We start from the raw sequence: 20,010 nt of genomic DNA, 5'->3' as shown, positions 1-20,010 counted from the left end.
CTCCTCAGCGCCCGACGAGCAGGGCGGACAGCGGACGGAACGGCTGCAGCCACGCACCCTCGTCGGGCAGGGACTCCAGGCTCACCCGCGGCAGTGGCTCACGGAAGACGCCCGGGATGTCCTCGAGGTCGACGAATTCCAGGATGTCGGACGAGACCGCCCAACTGGCGTGCTCGCGGAACCCGAGTACCTGCACCGGCACGCCGGCTGCTGCGATGTCCTCCAACGGCTCCCGGAACGCCTGCCCGTCGGCGGAGGCGACCATGACCCCGGCCAGGCCCTCACCACGGCGAACCTCGATGTGGTGGAGCATGTCGGAGTCGACGTCGCTGTCCTCCTCCACCTTGGGCTTGGCGAACACCGCGAAACCCACGTTACGCAACGCCTCCACCCAGGGGCGGACGACATCGGCGCTACCAGGGGCGATGTTGGTGAAGACGGTCGCCTCGGGCTCGAGGGTCGCGGTCTCGGTTGCGGACAGCTCGGCGGTCCGTCCCAGCAGCCACCGGCCGAGGGCGTCGAAACGCGGGCGGTACGCGGCCGTGGGGCGCCCGCCGAGAATGGCGCCGAGCCCCATGTCGAGGTTGGGGGCATCCCAGACCAACAGCACCCGCTTGTGCCGGTTGTTGTCGTTGCCGGTGCCCGTGGAGCCGCCGTTCAGCTCGCTGCCCGGTGTGCCTTCGCTGAGACTCATGGCTTGATCTTCCCCCAGATGAGTTCGGTGATGGTGCTTCCGACCTTGTGCGCCTTGTCTTCGAACTTCGTCACCGGCCGCTCGTGCGTCATCGGGGACTCCCAGTCCAGCTCCGTGAGCAGCGGCTCGGCGTCACCGGCCTCGCGGATCGCTTCGGCGTACTCGGCGTGGTCGGTGGCGACGTGCAGCACACCGCCGGGCTTCAGACGGCTCGCGATCAGCGCGAACGTCGGGCCCTGCAGCAGCCGCCGCTTGTGGTGGCGCGCCTTGGGCCACGGATCCGGGAAGAACACCCGGACGCCGGTCAGGGACTCCGGGGCCACCATGTGCTCGAGCACCTCGACGGCGTCCCCGCGCAGCACCCGGACGTTGGGGATGTCGTTCCGTTCGACCAGCTGCAGCAGCTGTGCCAGACCCGGCCGGTAGACCTCGACGGCGATGAGGTTCACGTGCGGCTCGGCCTTCGCCATCGCGGCGGTCGCGGTGCCCGTACCCGAACCGATCTCGACGATCAGCGGGGCCTCGCGGCCGAACCAAGCCGTGGTGTCGAGCAGCTCGTCGCCCACGTCGCGGCCGATCTTCGGCCACTGCCGGTCCCACGCGCCCTGCTGCGGTTCGGTCAGCGAACCACGGCGGGACCGGAAGCTCGTCACCCGCGGGTAGAGGCGTGAACCCTTCCCGGCGCCGTCCGACTTCTCGGCCTCTCCGTCGGCGGAAGAGCGGTCGACGGCGTCGTCGTGCGGGGTCTCGAGTGCGTCCTGCTCGGCGTGGTTCACCGCACCATTGTCACGTATGTCCGTGAGTGGGGGCCGTCACGGTCGCCAGATAATATGGACACTTTGGTCGGGTTGTGTCGCGCCGACCCGCCGTTCTCGCCCATCTTCGCTGGTAGCGGCACTCTTGCTCCGGGTCCGGGGCACTGTCAGAATCGGCCTGCGCCGGTCACGGCAAAGGGGGGACAGCGTGGGGAACGCAGTGGTGAGCGGGTGCGAACTGCTCCGCAGCATCGCCGCCGACACCGGCGGTACCGCCGCGCGGGCACTGGGGGCGCTGACCGCGCCGATCCGAATCCAAATCGTCGGACGGGCGGGTGTCGGGCGGACCACCGTCGCGCGGCTGCTCGCCGCCGCCGGGCTCGGCGACGTCACCGAGTCCGGGGCCGTGGACGCGCCCGGATCTGCCGACCCCGAACTCGACGGTGACGTCGTCGTCCACGTGCTGTCGGGGCCCGCCCGTACCCCCGACCTCGAGACGCTGCGCCGCGCCCCGCGGGAAGTCACGGTCGCGCTCGTGAACAAGGCGGATCTGCAGCCGTCGTGGGCGACGGCGCTGGTGGTCGCCGCGGAGTGCGAAGCGGAGACCGATGTCGTCACGCTGCCGATCGTGGGCGCGGACGACGTCGGCCCGGAGCCCGACGGCCGCGCCGACGCACTCGCGGCCGTCGCCGCCGCCGTGGAGGTCGCCCGGGCCCGCCGCAGCTGCGCGGCCCTGGCCGCGATCGCTCAGGGCGCTGCCCGCGGTCCGGAACGTGAGGTCCTCGAGCAGTACCTGCGCAGCGACGAGGCGGTGCGGCTGGCGGTGCGGGCGGCGGACGCCGCGGGCACCGGCGCCGGAGGGCGGCGTCGCCGGACGCTCGCGGCGCGGCGAGCGCAGGTGCGTGCGTGGTGACCCCGGAGTTGCCGGAGTTTCCGCCGGACGCGCAGCGGATCGTCGAGCGGTGGGACCCGGACGGTCTGCGGGCCTGGCGGTCCCGCACCGCCACGCCGGGCACGGTCCGTGTGGTCGCCGTCCGCGGAATCGACCGGGCGCCGGTACTCGACGCGCTGGCCGAGTTCGGGCCGGCGTTCGGGCCGGGGCCGGCGGCGGTGGCCGTCGTGGTGTTCGACGGCGCCTCGGTCCTCGGCCGGGACGAACTGGCCGCACTGGACGCGGCGGCGGCGGACGTCGAGCACGTGGTCCTCGTGCTGTCCGGTGGCGGCGAACCGGGCCGGTCGGCGGTGCGGGAACGGGACCTGGCGCTGCTGCGGGCCCACGCCCCGCGGTTCGCGGGCCGGCCGCTCGTCGACCCGGCGGGTGCGGCGCCGCCGGTGCGCGCGCTGCTCGCCGAGGACCCCGTCGCGCTCGCCGCACGCAACGACCGGCGCGCGGCGCACTCCCTCGTCGAACGGACGTGCCGCCGGATCACCGCGACCGCGCGGACGCTGCGGGACGGCCCCGACACCGACACGCTGCGGACGCGCCGGGCCCGGCTCGCCGCGCAACGTGACGGCGGCCGAGCGGAACGGCTGGCGCAGCTGCGGGCCGACGTGCAACGCGCCCGGGTGGATCTGGTGCACGACGCCGGCAACCGGATCCGCGCGACGGCGGTGGCCGCGCGCTCCGAGATCGACCGGGCCGGCCGCCGCGACCTGGCGGCGATCCCTGCCCGGGTGACCGCGCTCGCCGAGCAGGCGGCGGCCGACCTCGACGAGGGTCTCGCGCGCCGGGTCGCGGAGATCGCCGCGCGGGCGGGCGTGCCCGGGCCGGCCACCCCGTCGGCGGCGCCGGCCCCGCGACCGGACGCGCCGGACGCCCGGCACCGCGGCGTCGAGGACCGGCTGATGGTGCTGGTGGGGGCGTCGGCGGGCGTCGGGCTGGGACGGCTCGCCGTTGCGCCGATCTCGATGCTGCCGGCGCTCGACATCGCGTCCATCCCCATCACGCTCACGCTCGGCGCCGGCGCCGCGTGGTGGATCGCGCGGGCGCGCCGGCTGGTCGCCGACCGCGCCCACCTGCGGCAGTGGGCGTCGGACACCGCCGCTCACCTGCGTGCCCAGCTCGAGCAGCGGGTGCTCGGCCGGATCCTCGAGGTGGAGGGCGACGTGAGTGCGCAGGTCATCGCGGACTGCCGGGCCGCGAGCCTCGAGATCGACGAGCAGCTGGCGGCCCTCGACGGCGAGGCGCGGCGAGCGGCGACCGAACGGGGCGGCCGTCTCGCGGCGTGCGACCGGGACCGCGCCGCGCTGACCGCGGTGCTGGACGCGCTCGCCAACGCGATGGAACCGAGCCCGGCGGGTGCGCGTCCAACCGGGTGACAGGCGCATACCGAGCAGGGGAGGACCCATGATCACCACCGAGGACGTGACCGCCGATCCGCACCCGGACGAATTCGGTGCCGACGCGGGCGCGCTGCACGCGGGCGGGCTGGCGTACGACGTCGACGGCGACGGGGTGCTCGACACCCAGGTGTTCGAGACGGAGGACGCGACGATCGTCGTGGCCGACACCGACGGCGACGGCGAGTCCGACCACCTGACGATCGTGGGCACGGACGGCGAGTACGCGGCGTGGGAGTTCCACCGCGACCCGGACGGCGCCGAACGGTGGGAACGCGTCGACGCGGGCGACCTCGGGGAGTAGGCGAAACTGCGGGTGCGGGTCTGAATCGTTCCTGTGACCTAACCGACGACACCCGGTTCCCCCTCGATCGACGCACGGCGTTAACCTCTATATCTAGGACACCCGGCACCCGTGTCCTTCGTTCGTTGTCCGCGGTGACGTACGGGGACGGCAGGCGGAGTGGGCGGGTGGCAACCCCGCCGAGAGGGGGAAATCGGTTCAGGCTTCGTCTCAGCCCCGCGACGTGCGGGGCTGTTGTGGTCGATCCGGTTCCCGGCCCCACCCCAGGAGAGTTTGATGACCTCAGCGACCATTCCCGGTCTGAACGGAACTGACGGCACGCCCCCTACCGAGCACTCCGAGCTGCTCGCCTGGGTTCGCGAGGTTGCCGAGCTGACCCAGCCCGACCGGGTCGTCTTCGCCGACGGCTCCGACGAGGAGTGGGAGCGTCTGACCGATCAGCTCGTCGAGGCCGGGACGTTCACCCGTCTCAACGACGAGAAGAAGCCGAACTCGTTCCTCGGCAACTCCGATCCGTCCGACGTCGCGCGCGTCGAGTCCCGCACCTACATCTGCTCGGAGAAGCAGATCGATGCCGGCCCCACCAACAACTGGATGGACCCGGCCGAGATGCGGGAGCTGATGACGGGCCTGTACCGCGGCAGCATGCGCGGTCGCACCATGTACGTGGTGCCGTTCTGCATGGGCCCGCTCGGTGCCGACGACCCGAAGCTGGGTGTCGAGATCACCGACTCCGAGTACGTCGTCGTGTCGATGCGCATCATGACCCGCATGGGCAAGGCCGCGCTCGAGAAGCTGGGCACGGATCGTCCGTTCGTGAAGGCCCTGCACTCCGTGGGTGCTCCGCTCGCCGAGGGCCAGGCCGATGTGCCGTGGCCGTGCAACGACACGAAGTACATCACCCACTTCCCCGAGACCCGTGAGATCTGGAGCTTCGGTTCCGGCTACGGCGGCAACGCGCTGCTCGGCAAGAAGTGCTACTCGCTGCGCATCGCGTCGGCGATGGCGCACGACGAGGGCTGGCTGGCCGAGCACATGCTCATCCTCAAGCTGATCTCGCCGGAGAACAAGAACTACTACGTCGCGGCCGCGTTCCCGTCGGCGTGCGGTAAGACCAACCTCGCGATGATCCAGCCGACCATTCCGGGCTGGCGCGCCGAGACCCTCGGCGACGACATCGCGTGGATGCGTTTCGGTGAGGACGGCCGCCTGTACGCGGTCAACCCGGAGTTCGGTTTCTTCGGCGTCGCGCCGGGCACCAACTACGGCTCCAACCCCAACGCCATGAAGACCGTCGAGGCCGGCAACACGCTGTACACCAACGTGGCGCTCACCGACGACGGCGACGTGTGGTGGGAGGGCCTCGAGGGCGACCCGCAGCACCTGATCGACTGGAAGGGCAACGACTGGACCCCCGAGTCCGGCACCAACGCCGCCCATCCCAACTCGCGCTACTGCACCCCGATGTCGCAGTGCCCGATCCTGGCCCCCGAGTGGGACGACCCGCAGGGTGTGCCGATCTCGGCGATCCTGTTCGGTGGCCGCCGCAAGACGACGGTGCCGCTGGTCAGCGAGTCCTTCGACTGGCAGCACGGCACCTTCCTCGGTGCGACGCTGTCGTCCGAGCAGACCGCTGCCGCCGAGGGCAAGGTCGGCTCGGTCCGCCGCGACCCGATGGCGATGCTGCCGTTCCTCGGCTACAACGCCGGTGACTACCTCAACCACTGGATCAACCTCGGCAAGAACGCCGACGCGGAGAAGCTCCCCAAGATCTTCTACGTGAACTGGTTCCGTCGGGGCGAGGACGGCCGCTTCCTGTGGCCCGGTTTCGGCGAGAACTCCCGCGTGCTCAAGTGGATCATCGACCGCATCGAGCACAAGGCCGACGCCGTCAGCACCCCGATCGGTTACGTGCCGACCGCGTCCGACCTCTCCCTCGACGGTCTCGATGTCGAGGCCGCGGACGTCGACGAGGCGCTGGCCGTGAACGTCGACGAGTGGAAGGCGGAGATTCCGCTCATCGAGGAGTGGCTCGAGTTCCTCGGCGAGAAGGTGCCGTCGGGTGTGCGGGACGAGTTCGAGGCCCTGAAGCAGCGCCTGGGCTGATCCCGCTCCGCGTTTCGACCGAATGTCACATCGGTTCAGTTGGACTGAACCGATGTGACATTCGTCGTTTCAGGGGTGATCGTGGAAGACGGCGCCGCCTGCGATTTTGTCGACGTGCGTATACGTTCGTACGTCCGTGGACCCGGTGCTGTGCCGTTCACGGCATGATGGTGCAATAGCACCACCCTGACAGCAGCACACCCCGACATCGACCCGGCTGCCCGACGTAGCCACGAGGAGGATCCGGCATGGGGATCTACAACAACGTCACCGAACTGGTCGGACGCACCCCGCTGGTGCGCCTGAACCGTCTCACCGAGGGCCTCGACGCCCAGGTGGTCGCGAAACTCGAGTTCTACAACCCTGCCAACAGCGTCAAGGACCGGATCGGCGTCGCGATCATCGACGCCGCCGAGCAGTCCGGTGAGCTGAAGCCGGGCGGCACCATCGTCGAGGGCACCTCCGGCAACACGGGCATCGCGCTCGCGATGGTCGGTGCGGCCCGCGGCTACAAGGTCATCCTCACGATGCCGGAGACGATGTCGACCGAGCGGCGCGTCATGCTGCGCGCGTTCGGCGCCGAGATCGTGCTCACCCCGGGCGCCGAGGGCATGGCCGGAGCAGTCAAGAAGGCCGAGGAGATCGTCGCGGAGAACGAGAACGCGGTGCTGGCGCGCCAGTTCGCGAACGTCGCGAACCCCGAGATCCACGCCCGCACCACCGGTGAGGAGATCTGGGCGGACACCGACGGCAACGTCGACATCTTCGTCGCCGGCATCGGCACCGGCGGCACCATCACCGGTGCCGGCCGCACGCTGCGCAAGTACAACCCGGACGTCAAGATCGTCGGCGTCGAGCCGGCCGACTCGCCGATCCTCAACGGCGGCGAGCCCGGCCCGCACAAGATCCAGGGCATCGGCGCCAACTTCGTGCCCGACGTTCTCGATCGCGAGATCTACGACGAGATCGTCGACGTCGAGTTCGACGACGCGATCCGCGTCGCGCGCGACCTCGGGACGCAGGAGGGCATTCTCGGCGGTATCTCGTCGGGCGCCATCGTGTGGGCCGCGCTCGAACTGGCGAAGCGTCCGGAGAACGCCGGCAAGCTGATCGTCGCGGTGGTGTGCGACTTCGGTGAGCGCTACATCTCGACCCCGCTCTTCGAGCACATCCGGGGCTGATCGCGTGACTGTGCTGCGCACGATCCGGGAGGATCTGCAGGCGGCAAGAGGCCAGGACCCGGCCGCGCGCAGCGACGCCGAGAACGCCGTCGTGTACTCGGGCCTGCACGCGATCTGGTCGCACCGGATCGCGCACCGCATGTGGGCGGTTCCCGCGCTGCGCGGGCCGGCCCGGGTACTCGCACAGTTCACGCGGTTCCTCACCGGCGTCGAGATCCACCCCGGCGCCACCATCGGGAAGCGGTTCTTCATCGATCACGGCATGGGTGTCGTGATCGGGGAGACCGCCGAGATCGGCGACGACGTGATGATCTATCACGGCGTCACGCTCGGCGGCCGCTCGCTCGCGAAGGCCAAGCGGCACCCGACGATCGGCAACCGCGTCACCATCGGTGCGGGCGCGAAGGTCCTCGGACCGCTGATGATCGGCGACGACGTCGCGATCGGCGCGAACGCCGTCGTCACCCGCGACATCCCGGCCGACCACATCGCGACCGGCATCCCGGCCACGGTGCGCCCGCGCAAGCAGCACGAGCAGCTGGTCGACCCCACGTGCTACATCGACCCGGCGATGTACATCTGACGCCCCGGGTTCTCCAGCTGAAGGGTCCCTTCGTGCGCTGACAGCGCACGAAGGGACCCTTCAGCTTTCGGGGGGAGCGGCGTAGCGTGTCGACCTTGGCGACGGGCGCTGCCGGGGACGGTCCTCGGGCCGGCCGTCGTGGGGAGGGTGTACATGGGCGTCTATGCGGTCACCGGCTCGGCCTCGGGGATGGGGCGCGCGGTCGTGGACAAATTGACGGCGGCAGGGCACACCGTGGTGGGCGTCGACCTCGCGGACGCGGACGTCGTCGCCGACCTGTCCACCGACGACGGGCGACGCCGCGCGGTGCGGGAGGTGCTGTCGCGCACCGACGGCCGGCTCGACGGCGCGGTGCTGGCCGCCGGCGTGGGGCCGGTGCCGGGCACGGAGCGGCTGCCGCTGATCGGTGCGGTGAACTACCTCGGTGTCGTCGAACTGCTGGAGGGGTGGCGGACCGCGCTGGCCGCGACCGGAAGCGCCAAAGTGGTTGTGTTCGGGAGCAACTCGACCACCACGACCCCTGCGGTGCCGCGCCGCGCGGTGCGGGCACTGCTCGCGGGCGACGTCACCCGGGCGGCGCGAGCGGTCCGCCTGTTCGGGAAGAACTCGCCGCCGATGATGTACGCCGGCTCGAAGATCGCGGTCACGCGCTGGGTCCGGCGCCACGCCACCACCGCGGACTGGGCCGGGGCGGGCATCCGACTCAATGTGCTGGCGCCCGGCGCGATCCTGACGCCGCTGCTCGAGAAGCAGTTGGCGACCCCCGCCGAGGCCAAGGTGATCCGGCGGTTCCCGGTGCCCGTCGGCGGTTTCGGGGACGCCGGACGGCTCGGCGACTGGGTCGTCTTCATGCTCTCGGACGCTGCGGACTTCCTCTGCGGGAGTGTCGTTTTCGTCGACGGCGGCTCCGACGCCTACTTCCGTCCCGACGCCTGGCCCCGGTCGGTGCCGGTGTCACGCATCCTGCCCTACGCCTGGCGGTTCCTGCGGTATCGCGGCAACCGCTGAGCTCGAATGGGGCCGACCGCGCAAATATCCCGATTCCGGCCCGCGCCGGCTCTTTCGGTGTCAGGATGGGGCACCGTTTGCGCGCGGGGACGCGAGGGCGGCCGGACGGCACAGCGGGCTCGGGAGGGAAAACATGCGCGGAAAATGGCGGGCGGCTGCGGGAGCGGTCGCCGCGGCGGCGATGGTGACGGGGCTCGCGTGGACCGGAGCGGGGACGGCCGTGGCGGCCGACCGTTACGAGGGTCCGACGCTCGAGACCACGCAGGGCGATTTCGGCGGGAAGAACCTCGAGCTGAAGCTCACCAACCCGAAGAAGGCCGAGGGGTTTTTCAGTGAGTCCATGTGCACCTCGGCGCTGCTCGACGGGCAGCAGGGGCTCGACGCGTTCGTCGCGTTCAACGCCAAGGACTACGGCAAGCTCATCTCGATCATGGCGTCGCCCGGGCTGCGGGTCGGCCCGGCGGCCGGCAACAACTTCACGCGCCCCGGACCGAACAGCGACACCAGGACCGTCCAGGTGAACGAGGGTGTCTACATCTTCCTCGGCACCTGCGGCGGCTGGGAGTCGGTGCTGGACCCGAGCAACGTCGGGGTGTCGATGCAGCTGGTGATCGTCCCGGACGGCATCGGTAGCGTGTCCCCGGCGCTGGCGTTCGGCAGCACCGCGCTCGACGCCGGCGTCGACCTGGCGAGTCTGCTGCCCATGCTCGGATCGCTCGCCGGTGCGGCCGGCGGGGGAAGCTGACGCGGCCCACACCGTGAACCCCTGAAGGGACCGTTCGTGCGCCGCCGGCGTATGAACGGTCCCTTCAGCTGTCACCGGTACTCACCTGCAGACAGCGGCGTTGGGGGTGACGCTCACGGCGATCGCCGTCCTTGATGTCGGTGTCCGCGGTCGGAGTCGGTCTGTCGATGATCGCCTGACCGTGGGCCTGGGCGTTGTCACGCTCTGCTCCTCTGCCCTGCGGGCGCGAGGACTGACAAGACCGGCGCACCAGCTATCGCGCTGTCGACTCCTCACGCGGCGAGACTGGGCTCCTCGGACGTCGACAGCGTCAGCACCGTCTTCCGGACGGCGGGCGTCTGCCCGGTGATCCGGTCCTCGAGGTCGCGCAGGGTGTGCGCGACGCGGGACTCGGCGTAGTCGCCCACCAGATCGACGCTCGCCACCAGGTACACCTGGTGCGGGCCCAGGAACTCCAGGCGCAGGTACGTGACCCGCTCGATCTCGTCGTAGGTCAGCAGCTTCGCGATCGTCTGCGAGCGCAGCTCGGGGGTGCCGGGTTCGCCGACGAGGAACCGGCGGTTGCGGTCGAGCAGGATGATCGCGATGACGCCGAGCAGGACGCCGACCGCGATGGAGCCGATCGCGTCGGGCACCGGGGAGCCGGTGAGCTGGTGCGCGAGCACGCCCCCGAACGCGATGACCAGACCGATCAACGCCGCGGCGTCCTCGGCGAACACGGCCCGGACCGTCGGATCGGACGTGAGCAGCGCGTGTTCGAGGACGTCGCGGTGCACGGCGTTCGCCTCCCCGCGCAGTTGCCGGAACGCCTGCCGGAACGAGATGGCCTCGAGCACGAACGCGATGCCGAGCACCGTGTACGCCACCCCGAAGTCGCTGGCCGGCTGCGGGTGCGCCAACTCCTGGATGCCGTGCGTGATCGACACCCCGGCGCCCACCGCGAACAGCCCCAGCGCCGCGAACAGCGACCAGATGTAGGCCTCGCGACCGAACCCGAGCGGATGGTCGCGGTCGGGTTCCTTGCGGGAACGGCGGTCCGCGACCAGCAGCAGGATCTCGTTGCCGGTGTCGGCCCACGAGTGTGTCGCCTCCGCGACCATCGACGCCGACCCGGTGACCACCGCGGCCACCGACTTCGCCAGAGCGATCAGGGCATTCGCCACGAAGGCCACGACGACGGTGAGCGTGCTCTCGCCGCCGGCCTCCGCGCGAGGGGTCGCAGACGTCGCCATCGCCTCAGGCTAGGCCCGCGCGGCGACACCTGCCCGACAACGCCGACCCGCCTACGTCGGGCGCGGCCCCACGCTCGGGGACCGCGCCCGACGGCGAGCGGTGACGACTAGCCGGTGTAGCGGTGACGACTATCCGGTGTAACCGGGCGGCATCAGCACGGACTTGAGCTCGCAGTACGCCTCGAGGCCCTCGGGGCCGCTCTCCCGTCCGATGCCGGAGTTCTTGTAGCCGCCGAACGGCGAGCCCGGATCGAACGCGTACCAGTTGATCGCGTAGGTGCCGGTGCGGATCCGCTTGGCGATCTCGAGCCCCTTGTCGATGTCGGTGGTGTACACCGAACCGGCGAGCCCGTAGTCGGAGTCGTTGGCGATCTTGACGGCGTCGTCGACGGTGTCGTATGGAATCACCGACAGCACCGGGCCGAAGATTTCCTCACGGGCGATCGTCATCGAGTTGTCGACGTCGGCGAAGATGGTCGGCTCGACGAACCAGCCCTTGTCCAGGCCGGCCGGGGTGCCGCCGCCGAGCACCAGCCGGGCGCCCTCGGCCTTGCCCTTCTCGATGTAACCGAGGACCTTGTCTCGCTGCTTCTCGGTGATCATGGGACCGAGCTGGGCGGCCGGATCGTCGGGCAGCCCGACCGGCATGTAGCCGGCGGCCTGGACCATGGCTTCGAGGATCTCGTCGTAGCGCGAGCGCGGCGCCAGGATGCGGGTCTGGCCCACGCACGCCTGGCCGGAGTTCATCAGGCCCGACATCACCAGCATCGGCATGGTGGCCGCGACGTCCATGTCCTCGAGCAGGATCGCCGCGGACTTGCCGCCGAGCTCGAGCGAGCAGCGCTTGAGCTGCTCGGCCGCGATGGCACCGATCTTGCGGCCCACGGCGGTGCTGCCGGTGAAGGTGACCTTGTCGACGTCGGGGTGCGACACCAGGTACTCGCCGGTCTCGGCGCCGCCCGGCACGATCGACAGCACGCCCTCGGGCAGCCCGGCCTCGGCGAAGATGTCGGCGAGCATGTTTGCGCTCAGCGGGGTCTCCGGCGCCGGCTTGAGCACCACGGTGCAGCCCGCCAGCAGGGCCGGTGCCAGCTTGTTCACGGCGAGGAACAGCGGCACGTTCCAGGCGACGACGGCGCCGACGACGCCGACCGGCTCGCGGTAGACCCGGGTCTGCCCGAACGCCCCGGTGCGCGTCTCCTCCCACGCGAACTCGCTCGCCAGGCCCGCGTAGTAGTTGAGCGTCGCGAGCGACATGATCTTCTGCATCGTCTCGACACCCGACGCGGGGGCCCCCATCTCGTCCGAGATGGTGGAGATCAGCTCGGCGCTGCGCTCCTCGATGAGCTTGGCGACCTTGGCGAGGATTTCCGCGCGCTGAGCGGGGGCGGTCTCGGCCCAGGCGCCGGTCTCGAGGGCCGCGCGCGCCGCGGCGACGGCGGCGTCGATGTCCGCCGGCGCGGCGACGGGGACACTGCCGACGCGCTCCTCGGTCGCGGGGGAGAACACCTCCAACCGCTGATCGGTGGCCGGCGTCACCCAACGTCCGCCGATGAAGAGTTTGTCGTAGTCGGTCATCAGTTCATCCTTGCTGTCGTGGAGTGCCCTGGGTCACACTAGAACACGTTACAGCCAGTGGGAATAGCCCAGGCGCGATCGAGCCGTCAGAGTTCGTCGGTGGCGAGCAGTCCGGCGCCGGTGAGCGTGCCGAGCACGCCCAGTTCCGCCGGGGTCAGCCGCAGTTCCCGCAGGTACGCCAGCCGTGCGTGCTCGCGGGCCGCCGCGGTCATCGGCTCCCACAACGGGGGGCCGGCCTGCGCGAAGCCGCCGCCGACCACCACGAGGTCGACGTCGAGCAGGGCGGCCGCCGACGCGAACGCCCGCCCGAGCGCCGTCCCGGCCCGCTGCAGCGCGGCGACCGCGACGGGTTCCCCGAGTGCGGCGTCCACGGCCAGGTCGGCGCCCGTGGCCCCGGTCCAGCCCTCGGCGCGCGCCCAGCGCAGTGTCGCCGGCCCGCTCGCGACGGTCTCGAGACAGCCGACCGCACCGCAGCCGCAGCGGCCGTCGCCGCCCACGAAGACGTGCCCGATGTGCCCGGCGTTGCCGGTACGGCCGCCCATGATGCGGCCGCCGTGGATCAGTCCGCCGCCGACGCCGGTGGAGACCACGACCCCGAGCAGGTCGTCGGCGCCGCGGCCCGCGCCCCGGCGGTGTTCGGCCAGTGCGGCCGCCGCCCCGTCCAGCGCGAGGCGGACGGTGGCGGCGGGGAACAGCGCACGGGCCGCGTCGACGATCGGAAAACCGGTCCGCCACTCCGGGACGTTGACGGGTGCGGCGGTGCCGGCAACGGTGTCGACCGGTCCGGCCGACGCGATCCCGACCGCCGTCACCGGCCCGTCGCCCGCGACCTCGCGCAGCAGCGCCGCGCACGCGTCCCACACCCCGGACTCGGGCGTCGGGACGGTCGTCGGATCCTGCGGACGGCCGTCCGGGCCGACGGGCGCTGCCGCGATCTTGGTACCGCCGACGTCGAGCGCGAGTGCGGGCATGGTTCGACACTAGGCCGTCGACGCGTGCGCACACCCGCGAGCGGGTCAGTGCTTGCGCACCACCAGCACGAGGTTGCTGACCAGCACCTCGCGCAGCACCGGGATCCGCACCATCCACCACGCCCACCGCGGGTGGTAGCGCGGGAACGCGGCCAGGACCTCGCCGCCGGTCTGCGTCGCCGCCCAGCGCAGCCCGTCGCGCGCGCCGATGTCGAACAGCGAGACCCCGAACCGGTTCTTCGGTTCCTTGCCCTGGGTGCGCGCGTACCGGCGGGCCGCGTACTCGCCGCCCAGGTAGTGCCACGGCCCGGTCTCGTGCCCACCGAACGGCCCCCACCACAGCGTGTACGAGAGCACCGTCAGCCCACCGGGTTTCGTCACCCGCAGCATCTCGTCGGCCATCACCCACGGCTGCGCGACGTGTTCGGCGACGTTCGACGAGAAGCACACGTCCACGGCGCCGGTGCGGATGGGCAGCGCCAGCCCGGAGCCGCGGATCGAGTCGCCCACGGTCAGGCCGGCCGCGTGCATCTCCGACGGATCGGGTTCCACGGGCACGTACCGGGCGCCCGCGCGGCCGAACGCGTCGGCGAAGTAGCCGGGTCCGCCGCCGACGTCGAGCACGGTGGTGCCGGCCAGGTCCCGGTCGGTGAGCCCACGGTGCAGGTCCCCGATCAGCTCGACCGAGTCACGGGCCAGCGCGCCGTAGAACAGGTCGGGGTCGGTCTGCTCGTACCGGAAGTCGCTGAGCAGTCCGACGGAGCGTTTCAGGGTCGCGCGGCGGGCGAAGTGCCGGGTGACCCGCGGTGTGCGGGTGGGCAGGAGACGGCGGATGCGGGCGGCGATCACGGGAGGAACCTTAGCGATGGGACATATCGCGGCCCGGTTCGCCGGTTTCCGTTACTTGACGGTAGGGCCCGCTGCGTCCAGCCGATAAGGTGTGTCGCAGGCGACCGTCCGAGCCGGTGAGGGGGCACGCACGTGCGAGAGGTTCTCCTGCTGTGCTGGCGCGACACGGGACATCCCCAGGGCGGCGGCAGCGAGCGGTACCTCGAGGAGGTCGGGGCCGGGCTCGCCCGCCGCGGCATCAAGGTCACCCTCCGGACCGCCAGGTACCCGGGCGCGGCGCGTGAGGAGATCGTGGACGGCGTCCGGATCAGCCGCGGCGGCGGCCGGCTCACGGTGTACCCCCGCGCCCTCGGCGCGATCGTCGCCGGGCGGCTGGGTCTCGGCCCGCTCGCCGGTCTGCGGCCCGACGCCGTCGTCGACACCCAGAACGGCATCCCGTTCTTCTCGCGGACCGTGGCCGGGGCACCGGTGACGGTGCTGGTCCACCACTGTCACCGCGAGCAGTGGCCGGTCGCCGGCCGGCTCATGGGCCGGGTCGGGTGGTGGATCGAATCGTGGCTGTCGCCGCGCGTGCACCGCGACAGCCAGTACCTGACGGTGTCGCTGCCGTCGGCCGACGAGCTGCACGACCTCGGCGTCGAACGCGACCGGATCGCCGTCGTCCGCAACGGCGCCGACGCCGTTCCGCTCGGGGTCGCGCCCGGCAGCGACCGCACCCGCACCGCCCATCCGAGCGTGTGCGTGCTGTCGCGGCTGGTGCCGCACAAGCAGATCGAGGACGCGCTGGCGGCGGTCGCGCAGCTGCGCCGCACCATCCCGGAGCTGCACCTCGACGTCGTCGGCGGCGGCTGGTGGGAGCCGAACCTGCGCGAGCGAGCCGCCGCGCTCGGCATCGGAGACGCGGTCACCTTCCACGGCCACGTCCCGGAGAGCCGCAAGCACGAGCTGCTGGCCCGGTCGTGGGTGCACGTGATGCCGTCCCGCAAGGAGGGGTGGGGCCTCGCGGTGATCGAGGCCGCGCAGCACGGCGTCCCCACGGTCGGCTACCGCAGCTCCAAGGGCCTGACCGACTCGATCATCGACGGCGTCACGGGCCTGCTGGTCGGCGGCGACTCCGACGACGCCTCGGCCGACCGGGCGGTGGCGGTGCCGGCGCTCGCGTCCGCCGTCGAGACGCTGCTGCTCGACGCCGACCTGCGCGCCGACCTCGGCCGTAAGGCGCGGCTGCGGGCCCACGAGTTCTCGTGGGAGCAGACCGCGGCCGGGGTGCACGCGGTGCTCGCGTCGTCAGCTGCGGGACGGCACGTGGCGGGGCTCATCGCCGGTGTCGGCGCCGCGCCGGTGACGGCGCCGGGCCTGCAGGACGCCTAGCCCGCCGGCGACCAGTAGCGCGGCCCAGACCAGGTGCGCGGCGAGGGCCTCGCCCCGGCCCTCCCGCATGTCCGGGGGAATGTCGCCCGGCACCCGGTACAGCGCCAGCTCGTCGTCCGCGAACACCGGCTCGAGCCGGTCCAGGGTGCGCTGCGAGTCGCCGCGGGGGCCGGGGGTGGTGCGCTCGACCAGGACCCAGCGGACGTGTTCGGCGGCGAGCTCGCCCGGTCCGGCGCCCGCGAGCAGCAGCTGTTCGACGCGGGCGGCGCGGGCGCCCTCGCCCGCGACGGTCGCCGCCTGCCCCACCACCAACTGCCCGGTCTGCAGCACGTCCCGCGGGAGCATCCGCGGCGCCGGGTCGAGGACGGGCGCGTCGCCGCTGTAGGGGAACTTGCGGAACATCCCGGCCGGCAGCGCCGCGACGTCCCCCGCCTCCTTCGACAGCTCCAGCTGGTGCGCGACTCGCTGCCACCCCGCCGGGTAGTGCACCGGTCTCAGGGCGCCGCCGACGCCCCACACCAGGTCGGGCAGCGCCAGCACGACGGCCGCGATCGCGGCGACCGGCACCGCGTTCGGCAGCGCCACGCGCGCCGACAGTGCCCGTGCCCCGGCCGCCGCGGCGAGCGCGTAGAACGGGGCGGCGAGCGCCACCCACTTCTGGCTGTCGCGCAGCAGCCCGGCGCCGGGCACGTGGACCACGGCCCACTCGCCGACCGTCAGACCCCACCCCGTCGCACCCAGCGCGGGCAGCAGCACCGCGAGAGCGGTGAGGATCGCCAGCGCGGCGATCAGCGGGTGCCGGCGTCGGCGCCGGAGTGCGGGCAGCCCGCACGCGACGACGGCGAGCAGCACCGCGGTGCCGACGAGTGCCCACAGCGTCGTCCGCGATCCGGGAACCGCCGTCGAGTTCCAGACCCCGCCCAGGCCGGCGAGGCTGCCGATGGTTCCGAGTCCCGGTTCCGCGCGGGCCGCGAACGCCGCGACCCCCGCGGGATCCGACGTCCCGCCGCCCCCGGACAGCACCGTCGCCGTCAGCCACGGTGCCGAGGTGAGCAGGAACAGCACGAGGAGGCGGCTCGCCGCCCGTGCGCAGCTCCGGTGGTCCCAGCTACGGGAAGGACACACGAGCAGCGCAGCGGCCAGGACCACCGCCAGGATCGCACCGGTCGGGGTCAGTCCCGCGGCCGCGAGGCACAGCGTCAGCGCCCACCATCCGCCGCCGCGCCCGCGCCGGACCGCGACCGCCGCGCACACCACCCAGGGCAGAGCCGCGTACCCGCTCAGCAGACTCCAGTGCCCCTGCAGCAGCCGTTCGCCGACGTACGGGTTCCACAGCAGCACCGTCGCCGCCACCAGCTGCGGGCCGAGCCCGACACCGGGCAGCAGCACCGCGACCATGCGGGCCGCGCCCCACCCGGCCGACCACAGCGCCGCGAACAGGATCAGCTCGACCGCCACCCCGCCGTCGACGACCGTGCTCGCGGCCGCGATCAGCCAGTCCTGCGGGACCGCGCGGGCCGCCGCGTCGGTCAGTCCCAACGCCGAGTCGGTGACGTACGAGCGGGGAGTGCTCACCGCGTCGCGGAGCAGCAGATAGCCGGGCCCGAGCACCGGTCCGAGGATCAGCGCCGTCAGCGCCAGGCTGTACAGCGACGGCACGGCACGCACGAGAAACCGGTGCCGTGACGTCATGAGCGGCACTGTACGTGGTGCATCATGAGCCCATGGCCCGCCAATCGCTCACCGGCTCCACCGTCGCCGGGATGACGATGGTGACGGTCGGCTCGATGACGGCGAACATCGCCGCCTACCTGCTGGCGTTGCTCGCGGCCCGATGGCTCGGGCCCACCGGGTACGGCGAGTTCGCGAGCCTGTCGGCTGCCCAGTTGGTCCTGGCGGTGCCGGCGCTGGCGTTGCAGACCGTCGTGGCGCGGGAGGTGGTGCACGGCAAGCCCGCGGCGATGCTGCGCGCGCTGGGTCACCGGTGCGCCGCGATCGTCGGCGTCGTCGCGCTCGCGCTGGTCCCGATCCTGTCGTGGGCGCTGGACACGAGCCTGGCCGCGACGGCGTCGGCGCTGGTTGCGGCTCCGCTGCTGGTGCTGCTCGGCACCGAGCAGGGGCTGCTGCAGGGCTCCGGGCGGTTCGCGGAACTGAGCGTCGTGCTCGGCGGCGCCGGGATCGCGCGCGTGGTCCCGGCCGTCGCGGTGCTCGCCGTCGGCGGCGGGCCGGGCCCGGCCCTGCTCGCGGGCGCCGCGGGCACCGGCGTCATGGCGTTCGCCGCGCACCTGATCGTGCGGCGACGACCGGGTACCGACGAGCGGGACGACGCGACGACGGTGGGGGTCGCCGCGGTGCTGCGGGCCTCGCAGGTCCAGCTCGCGCTCATCGCGCTCACGTCGCTGGACCTGGTGATCGCCCGGATGGTGCTCGACTCCCACGACGCCGGCCTGTACGCGGCCGGTGCCGTCGCGACCAAGGCCGCGTTCTGGCTGCCGCAGGCGATCGGCGTCGTGCTGTACCCGCGGATGGCGAACCCGGAGCACTCGACGGCGGCCGTCCGGTCCGCGCTGGGCGTGCTGGTCGCGCTGGGCGCGGTGCTCGTGGCAGGCGCGGCGGTGGCGGCCCCGCTGGCTCCGCTGCTGTTCGGTTCCGACTACACGCCGGTCGAGGGCATCCTGTGGATGTTCGCGTGGAACGGCGCCGCACTGGCGGTGCTGCAGGGCGCACTGTTGTCGGCGATCGCGGGGGAGCGCACCCAGCTGGCGATCGTCGCGTGGCTCGGTCTCGCGCTCGAGGCGGTGCTGTTCTTCACCGTCGCCGACTCGGTGCGCCAGTTCGTCACCGTCGCGATGTGCGTGGCCACCGCGACGGCCGCCGTCGCCGCGCTGCTGGCGGTGCGCAGCGCGCGGCCCGGCGGGGTGGTCGCGGCCTAGCCGGGCCCGAGTTTCTCGACGCGTCCGGTCGGGTATCCGGGGCACGTGCCCACCGGATCGCTGCGAGTTCGCCGCTCGGTACTCGGCGGTCTGATGATCGGGGTGGGGCTGATGGCGGGAATCGACGAGATCGTCTTCCACCAGCTGCTGGACTGGCACCACTTCTTCGACCGGTCCACCCCCACGGTCGGGCTGGTGTCCGACGGGCTGCTGCACACCGCGGAACTGTTGCTGCTCGTCGGCGGTTTCGCGCTGGTGTTCGACGTGTGCCGGGAACAGTCGTTCGCGCGCCGCGAGTTCTGGGCCGCCGTGCTGCTGGGCCTGGGCGCCTTCCAGCTCTTCGACGGGGTGGTCGACCACAAGATCCTGCGAACCCACCAGATCCGCTACCACGTGGAGCTGCTGCCGTACGACCTGGTGTGGAACGCCGCCGGCGTACTGCTGCTCGCGGCGGGTGGCCTGTTGCTGTGGCGGGCGGCGCGGATCCGGCAGCGGCAGACCGGATAGCGGCCGGTATGCACGACCATTCCGCGGCATCGGGCAGTGTCCTCGGGCCCGCCGCCGTCGTCGTGGCGGTGACGGCACTCGTCGCCGCCGCGGCGTACGTGCTGGCCGCTCGCCGGTTGCGCCGCCGTGGGGACGGCTGGTCGTGGTGGCCGCAGCTGTCGTGGCTGGCCGGCCTCACCGCAGCAGTCGTCGCGGTGGCGTACCCGCTGCCCGGCGCGATGTTCACCGCCCACATGGGCACGCACCTGCTGCTCGGGATGGTCGCGCCGCTGCTGCTGGTGCTGGCCCGGCCGGTCACGCTCCTCCTGCGGGCGGCGCGGCCCGGGCGGGCGCGGCGCACGGTGGTCGCGGTGGCGCACTCGCGTGCCGCGGGCGTGCTGGTCCACCCGCCGGTGGCCGCCGTACTCGACGTCGGGGGCCTGTGGCTGCTGTACCGGACGCCGCTGTTCGCGGAGATGACGAACCGTCCGTGGCTGGCGCTGGCGGTGCACGTCCACGTCTTCGCCGCCGGCGTGCTCTACAGCTTCGCGCTCTGCCAACTCGACCCGGTCCGCCGCCGGTACGGCTTCGGTCTGCGCGCGGCGACGCTGTTGGTGGCGGGCAGCGCGCACGCGGTACTCGCGAAGAGCCTGTACGTCTACCCGCCACCCGGGACGACGTTCGCCGATACCGACCTCCAGCACGGCGCGGTGCTCATGTACTACGGCGGTGACGCCGTGGAGGTGGCGCTCGCGGTGGTGTTGGCCGCCCAGTGGTATGTCCGCGTCGGCCGCGATCGTCGGCGCGCCCACCGGCGGTCCGCGCTCGCGACTTCGGACGGCCGGGTGTTTGGCCGCGGCCGCGTCGGGTAAGT

19 protein-coding genes are annotated in these 20,010 nt (G+C 72.3%); 12 read left to right on the top strand and 7 right to left on the bottom strand.

Features of this window, described 5'->3' with window-relative positions; translation table 11 throughout:
* Positions 1-4: 4 nt before the first annotated feature.
* On the bottom strand, positions 5-694 hold the full coding sequence (locus E7742_RS16245; RefSeq protein WP_137799879.1) for an NYN domain-containing protein: 690 nt from the start codon (positions 692-694) through the stop codon (positions 5-7).
* Positions 691-1,488, bottom strand: coding sequence for a tRNA (guanosine(46)-N7)-methyltransferase TrmB (trmB, locus tag E7742_RS16240; protein WP_137799878.1), 798 nt, complete (start codon positions 1,486-1,488; stop codon positions 691-693). Before trmB ends, E7742_RS16245 begins: the two co-directional genes overlap by 4 nt.
* A gap of 169 nt (positions 1,489-1,657) precedes the next feature.
* Between trmB and E7742_RS16235 the strand changes: the two genes are divergently transcribed.
* The 8 genes from E7742_RS16235 to E7742_RS16200 all read left to right on the top strand — a co-directional run bounded on the left by E7742_RS16235 (position 1,658) and on the right by E7742_RS16200 (position 9,716).
* Positions 1,658-2,362: a hypothetical protein gene (locus E7742_RS16235; protein ID WP_137799877.1), complete on the top strand. Its 705-nt coding sequence runs from the start codon at positions 1,658-1,660 to the stop codon at positions 2,360-2,362.
* Positions 2,356-3,768 (top strand): hypothetical protein, encoded by a 1,413-nt coding sequence (locus E7742_RS16230; RefSeq protein ID WP_137799876.1) that lies wholly within the window; start codon positions 2,356-2,358, stop codon positions 3,766-3,768. Before E7742_RS16235 ends, E7742_RS16230 begins: the two co-directional genes overlap by 7 nt.
* A 28-nt stretch (positions 3,769-3,796) precedes the next feature.
* Positions 3,797-4,093 carry a DUF6802 family protein gene (locus E7742_RS16225; RefSeq protein ID WP_137799875.1) on the top strand — a complete coding sequence of 99 codons (297 nt, stop codon included), beginning with the start codon at positions 3,797-3,799 and terminating at the stop codon, positions 4,091-4,093.
* A gap of 276 nt (positions 4,094-4,369) precedes the next feature.
* A complete protein-coding gene (locus E7742_RS16220; RefSeq protein ID WP_137799874.1) occupies positions 4,370-6,199 on the top strand; it encodes a phosphoenolpyruvate carboxykinase (GTP) in 1,830 nt (609 codons plus the stop codon).
* A gap of 248 nt (positions 6,200-6,447) precedes the next feature.
* Positions 6,448-7,380, top strand: coding sequence for a cysteine synthase A (gene cysK / locus E7742_RS16215; RefSeq protein ID WP_137799873.1), 933 nt, complete (start codon positions 6,448-6,450; stop codon positions 7,378-7,380).
* Between the two features lie 4 nt (positions 7,381-7,384).
* On the top strand, positions 7,385-7,963 hold the full coding sequence (gene epsC, locus E7742_RS16210; protein WP_137799872.1) for a serine O-acetyltransferase EpsC: 579 nt from the start codon (positions 7,385-7,387) through the stop codon (positions 7,961-7,963).
* 153 nt (positions 7,964-8,116) lie between these two features.
* Entirely contained in the window at positions 8,117-8,971 is an 855-nt protein-coding gene (locus tag E7742_RS16205) for an SDR family oxidoreductase (protein WP_137799871.1), read from the top strand.
* A 133-nt stretch (positions 8,972-9,104) separates the two neighbouring features.
* Entirely contained in the window at positions 9,105-9,716 is a 612-nt protein-coding gene (locus E7742_RS16200; RefSeq protein WP_137799870.1) for a hypothetical protein, read from the top strand.
* A gap of 272 nt (positions 9,717-9,988) precedes the next feature.
* On the opposite strand, the gene E7742_RS16195 is transcribed toward E7742_RS16200, so the two are convergent.
* The 4 genes from E7742_RS16195 to E7742_RS16180 form a co-directional block, all read right to left on the bottom strand.
* Positions 9,989-10,948 carry a cation diffusion facilitator family transporter gene (locus E7742_RS16195; RefSeq protein ID WP_137799869.1) on the bottom strand — a complete coding sequence of 320 codons (960 nt, stop codon included), beginning with the start codon at positions 10,946-10,948 and terminating at the stop codon, positions 9,989-9,991.
* A 129-nt stretch (positions 10,949-11,077) separates the two neighbouring features.
* Positions 11,078-12,526, bottom strand: a complete 1,449-nt coding sequence (locus E7742_RS16190; RefSeq protein WP_137799868.1) for an aldehyde dehydrogenase — start codon at positions 12,524-12,526, stop codon at positions 11,078-11,080.
* An 86-nt stretch (positions 12,527-12,612) separates the two neighbouring features.
* Positions 12,613-13,497, bottom strand: coding sequence for an ROK family protein (locus E7742_RS16185; protein WP_137799867.1), 885 nt, complete (start codon positions 13,495-13,497; stop codon positions 12,613-12,615).
* 45 nt (positions 13,498-13,542) lie between these two features.
* Positions 13,543-14,346 carry a class I SAM-dependent methyltransferase gene (locus E7742_RS16180; RefSeq protein ID WP_254699032.1) on the bottom strand — a complete coding sequence of 268 codons (804 nt, stop codon included), beginning with the start codon at positions 14,344-14,346 and terminating at the stop codon, positions 13,543-13,545.
* A 132-nt stretch (positions 14,347-14,478) separates the two neighbouring features.
* Between E7742_RS16180 and E7742_RS16175 the strand changes: the two genes are divergently transcribed.
* Positions 14,479-15,717, top strand: a complete 1,239-nt coding sequence (locus E7742_RS16175; protein ID WP_137799866.1) for a glycosyltransferase family 4 protein — start codon at positions 14,479-14,481, stop codon at positions 15,715-15,717.
* Here the strand turns inward: E7742_RS16175 and E7742_RS16170 are convergent.
* On the bottom strand, positions 15,634-17,409 hold the full coding sequence (locus E7742_RS16170) for a hypothetical protein (protein ID WP_137799865.1): 1,776 nt from the start codon (positions 17,407-17,409) through the stop codon (positions 15,634-15,636). The genes E7742_RS16175 and E7742_RS16170 overlap by 84 nt on opposite strands.
* Before the next feature lie 32 nt (positions 17,410-17,441).
* On the opposite strand from E7742_RS16170, the gene E7742_RS16165 reads away from it, so the two are divergent.
* Genes E7742_RS16165 through E7742_RS16155 form a run of 3 tightly spaced genes read left to right on the top strand, consistent with a single transcriptional unit; the run spans position 17,442 to position 20,008 of the window.
* Positions 17,442-18,650: a polysaccharide biosynthesis protein gene (locus E7742_RS16165; RefSeq protein ID WP_137799864.1), complete on the top strand. Its 1,209-nt coding sequence runs from the start codon at positions 17,442-17,444 to the stop codon at positions 18,648-18,650.
* Between the two features lie 45 nt (positions 18,651-18,695).
* Positions 18,696-19,157: a DUF2243 domain-containing protein gene (locus E7742_RS16160; RefSeq protein ID WP_254699031.1), complete on the top strand. Its 462-nt coding sequence runs from the start codon at positions 18,696-18,698 to the stop codon at positions 19,155-19,157.
* A gap of 8 nt (positions 19,158-19,165) precedes the next feature.
* Positions 19,166-20,008: a cytochrome c oxidase assembly protein gene (locus tag E7742_RS16155; RefSeq protein ID WP_137799863.1), complete on the top strand. Its 843-nt coding sequence runs from the start codon at positions 19,166-19,168 to the stop codon at positions 20,006-20,008.
* The last annotated feature ends 2 nt before the right edge of the window (positions 20,009-20,010 follow it).

It is taken from the genome of Rhodococcus sp. SGAir0479, assembly GCF_005484805.1.
In the GTDB taxonomy this organism is placed as follows: Bacteria; Actinomycetota; Actinomycetes; order Mycobacteriales; family Mycobacteriaceae; genus Prescottella.
This window is presented reverse-complemented; position numbering and strand designations above follow the sequence as displayed.

Excerpts from the sequence above, each read along its gene's own strand:
- E7742_RS16245 (WP_137799879.1), bottom strand. The coding sequence starts at position 694 with ATGAGTCTCAGCGAAGGCACACCGGGCAGCGAGCTGAACGGCGGCTCC.
- E7742_RS16225 (WP_137799875.1), top strand. The coding sequence starts at position 3,797 with ATGATCACCACCGAGGACGTGACCGCCGATCCGCACCCGGACGAATTC.
- E7742_RS16220 (WP_137799874.1), top strand. The coding sequence starts at position 4,370 with ATGACCTCAGCGACCATTCCCGGTCTGAACGGAACTGACGGCACGCCC.
- cysK (WP_137799873.1), top strand. The coding sequence starts at position 6,448 with ATGGGGATCTACAACAACGTCACCGAACTGGTCGGACGCACCCCGCTG.
- E7742_RS16205 (WP_137799871.1), top strand. The coding sequence starts at position 8,117 with ATGGGCGTCTATGCGGTCACCGGCTCGGCCTCGGGGATGGGGCGCGCG.
- E7742_RS16200 (WP_137799870.1), top strand. The coding sequence starts at position 9,105 with ATGCGCGGAAAATGGCGGGCGGCTGCGGGAGCGGTCGCCGCGGCGGCG.
- E7742_RS16195 (WP_137799869.1), bottom strand. The coding sequence starts at position 10,948 with ATGGCGACGTCTGCGACCCCTCGCGCGGAGGCCGGCGGCGAGAGCACG.
- E7742_RS16190 (WP_137799868.1), bottom strand. The coding sequence starts at position 12,526 with ATGACCGACTACGACAAACTCTTCATCGGCGGACGTTGGGTGACGCCG.
- E7742_RS16185 (WP_137799867.1), bottom strand. The coding sequence starts at position 13,497 with ATGCCCGCACTCGCGCTCGACGTCGGCGGTACCAAGATCGCGGCAGCG.
- E7742_RS16170 (WP_137799865.1), bottom strand. The coding sequence starts at position 17,409 with ATGACGTCACGGCACCGGTTTCTCGTGCGTGCCGTGCCGTCGCTGTAC.
- E7742_RS16165 (WP_137799864.1), top strand. The coding sequence starts at position 17,442 with ATGGCCCGCCAATCGCTCACCGGCTCCACCGTCGCCGGGATGACGATG.
- E7742_RS16155 (WP_137799863.1), top strand. The coding sequence starts at position 19,166 with ATGCACGACCATTCCGCGGCATCGGGCAGTGTCCTCGGGCCCGCCGCC.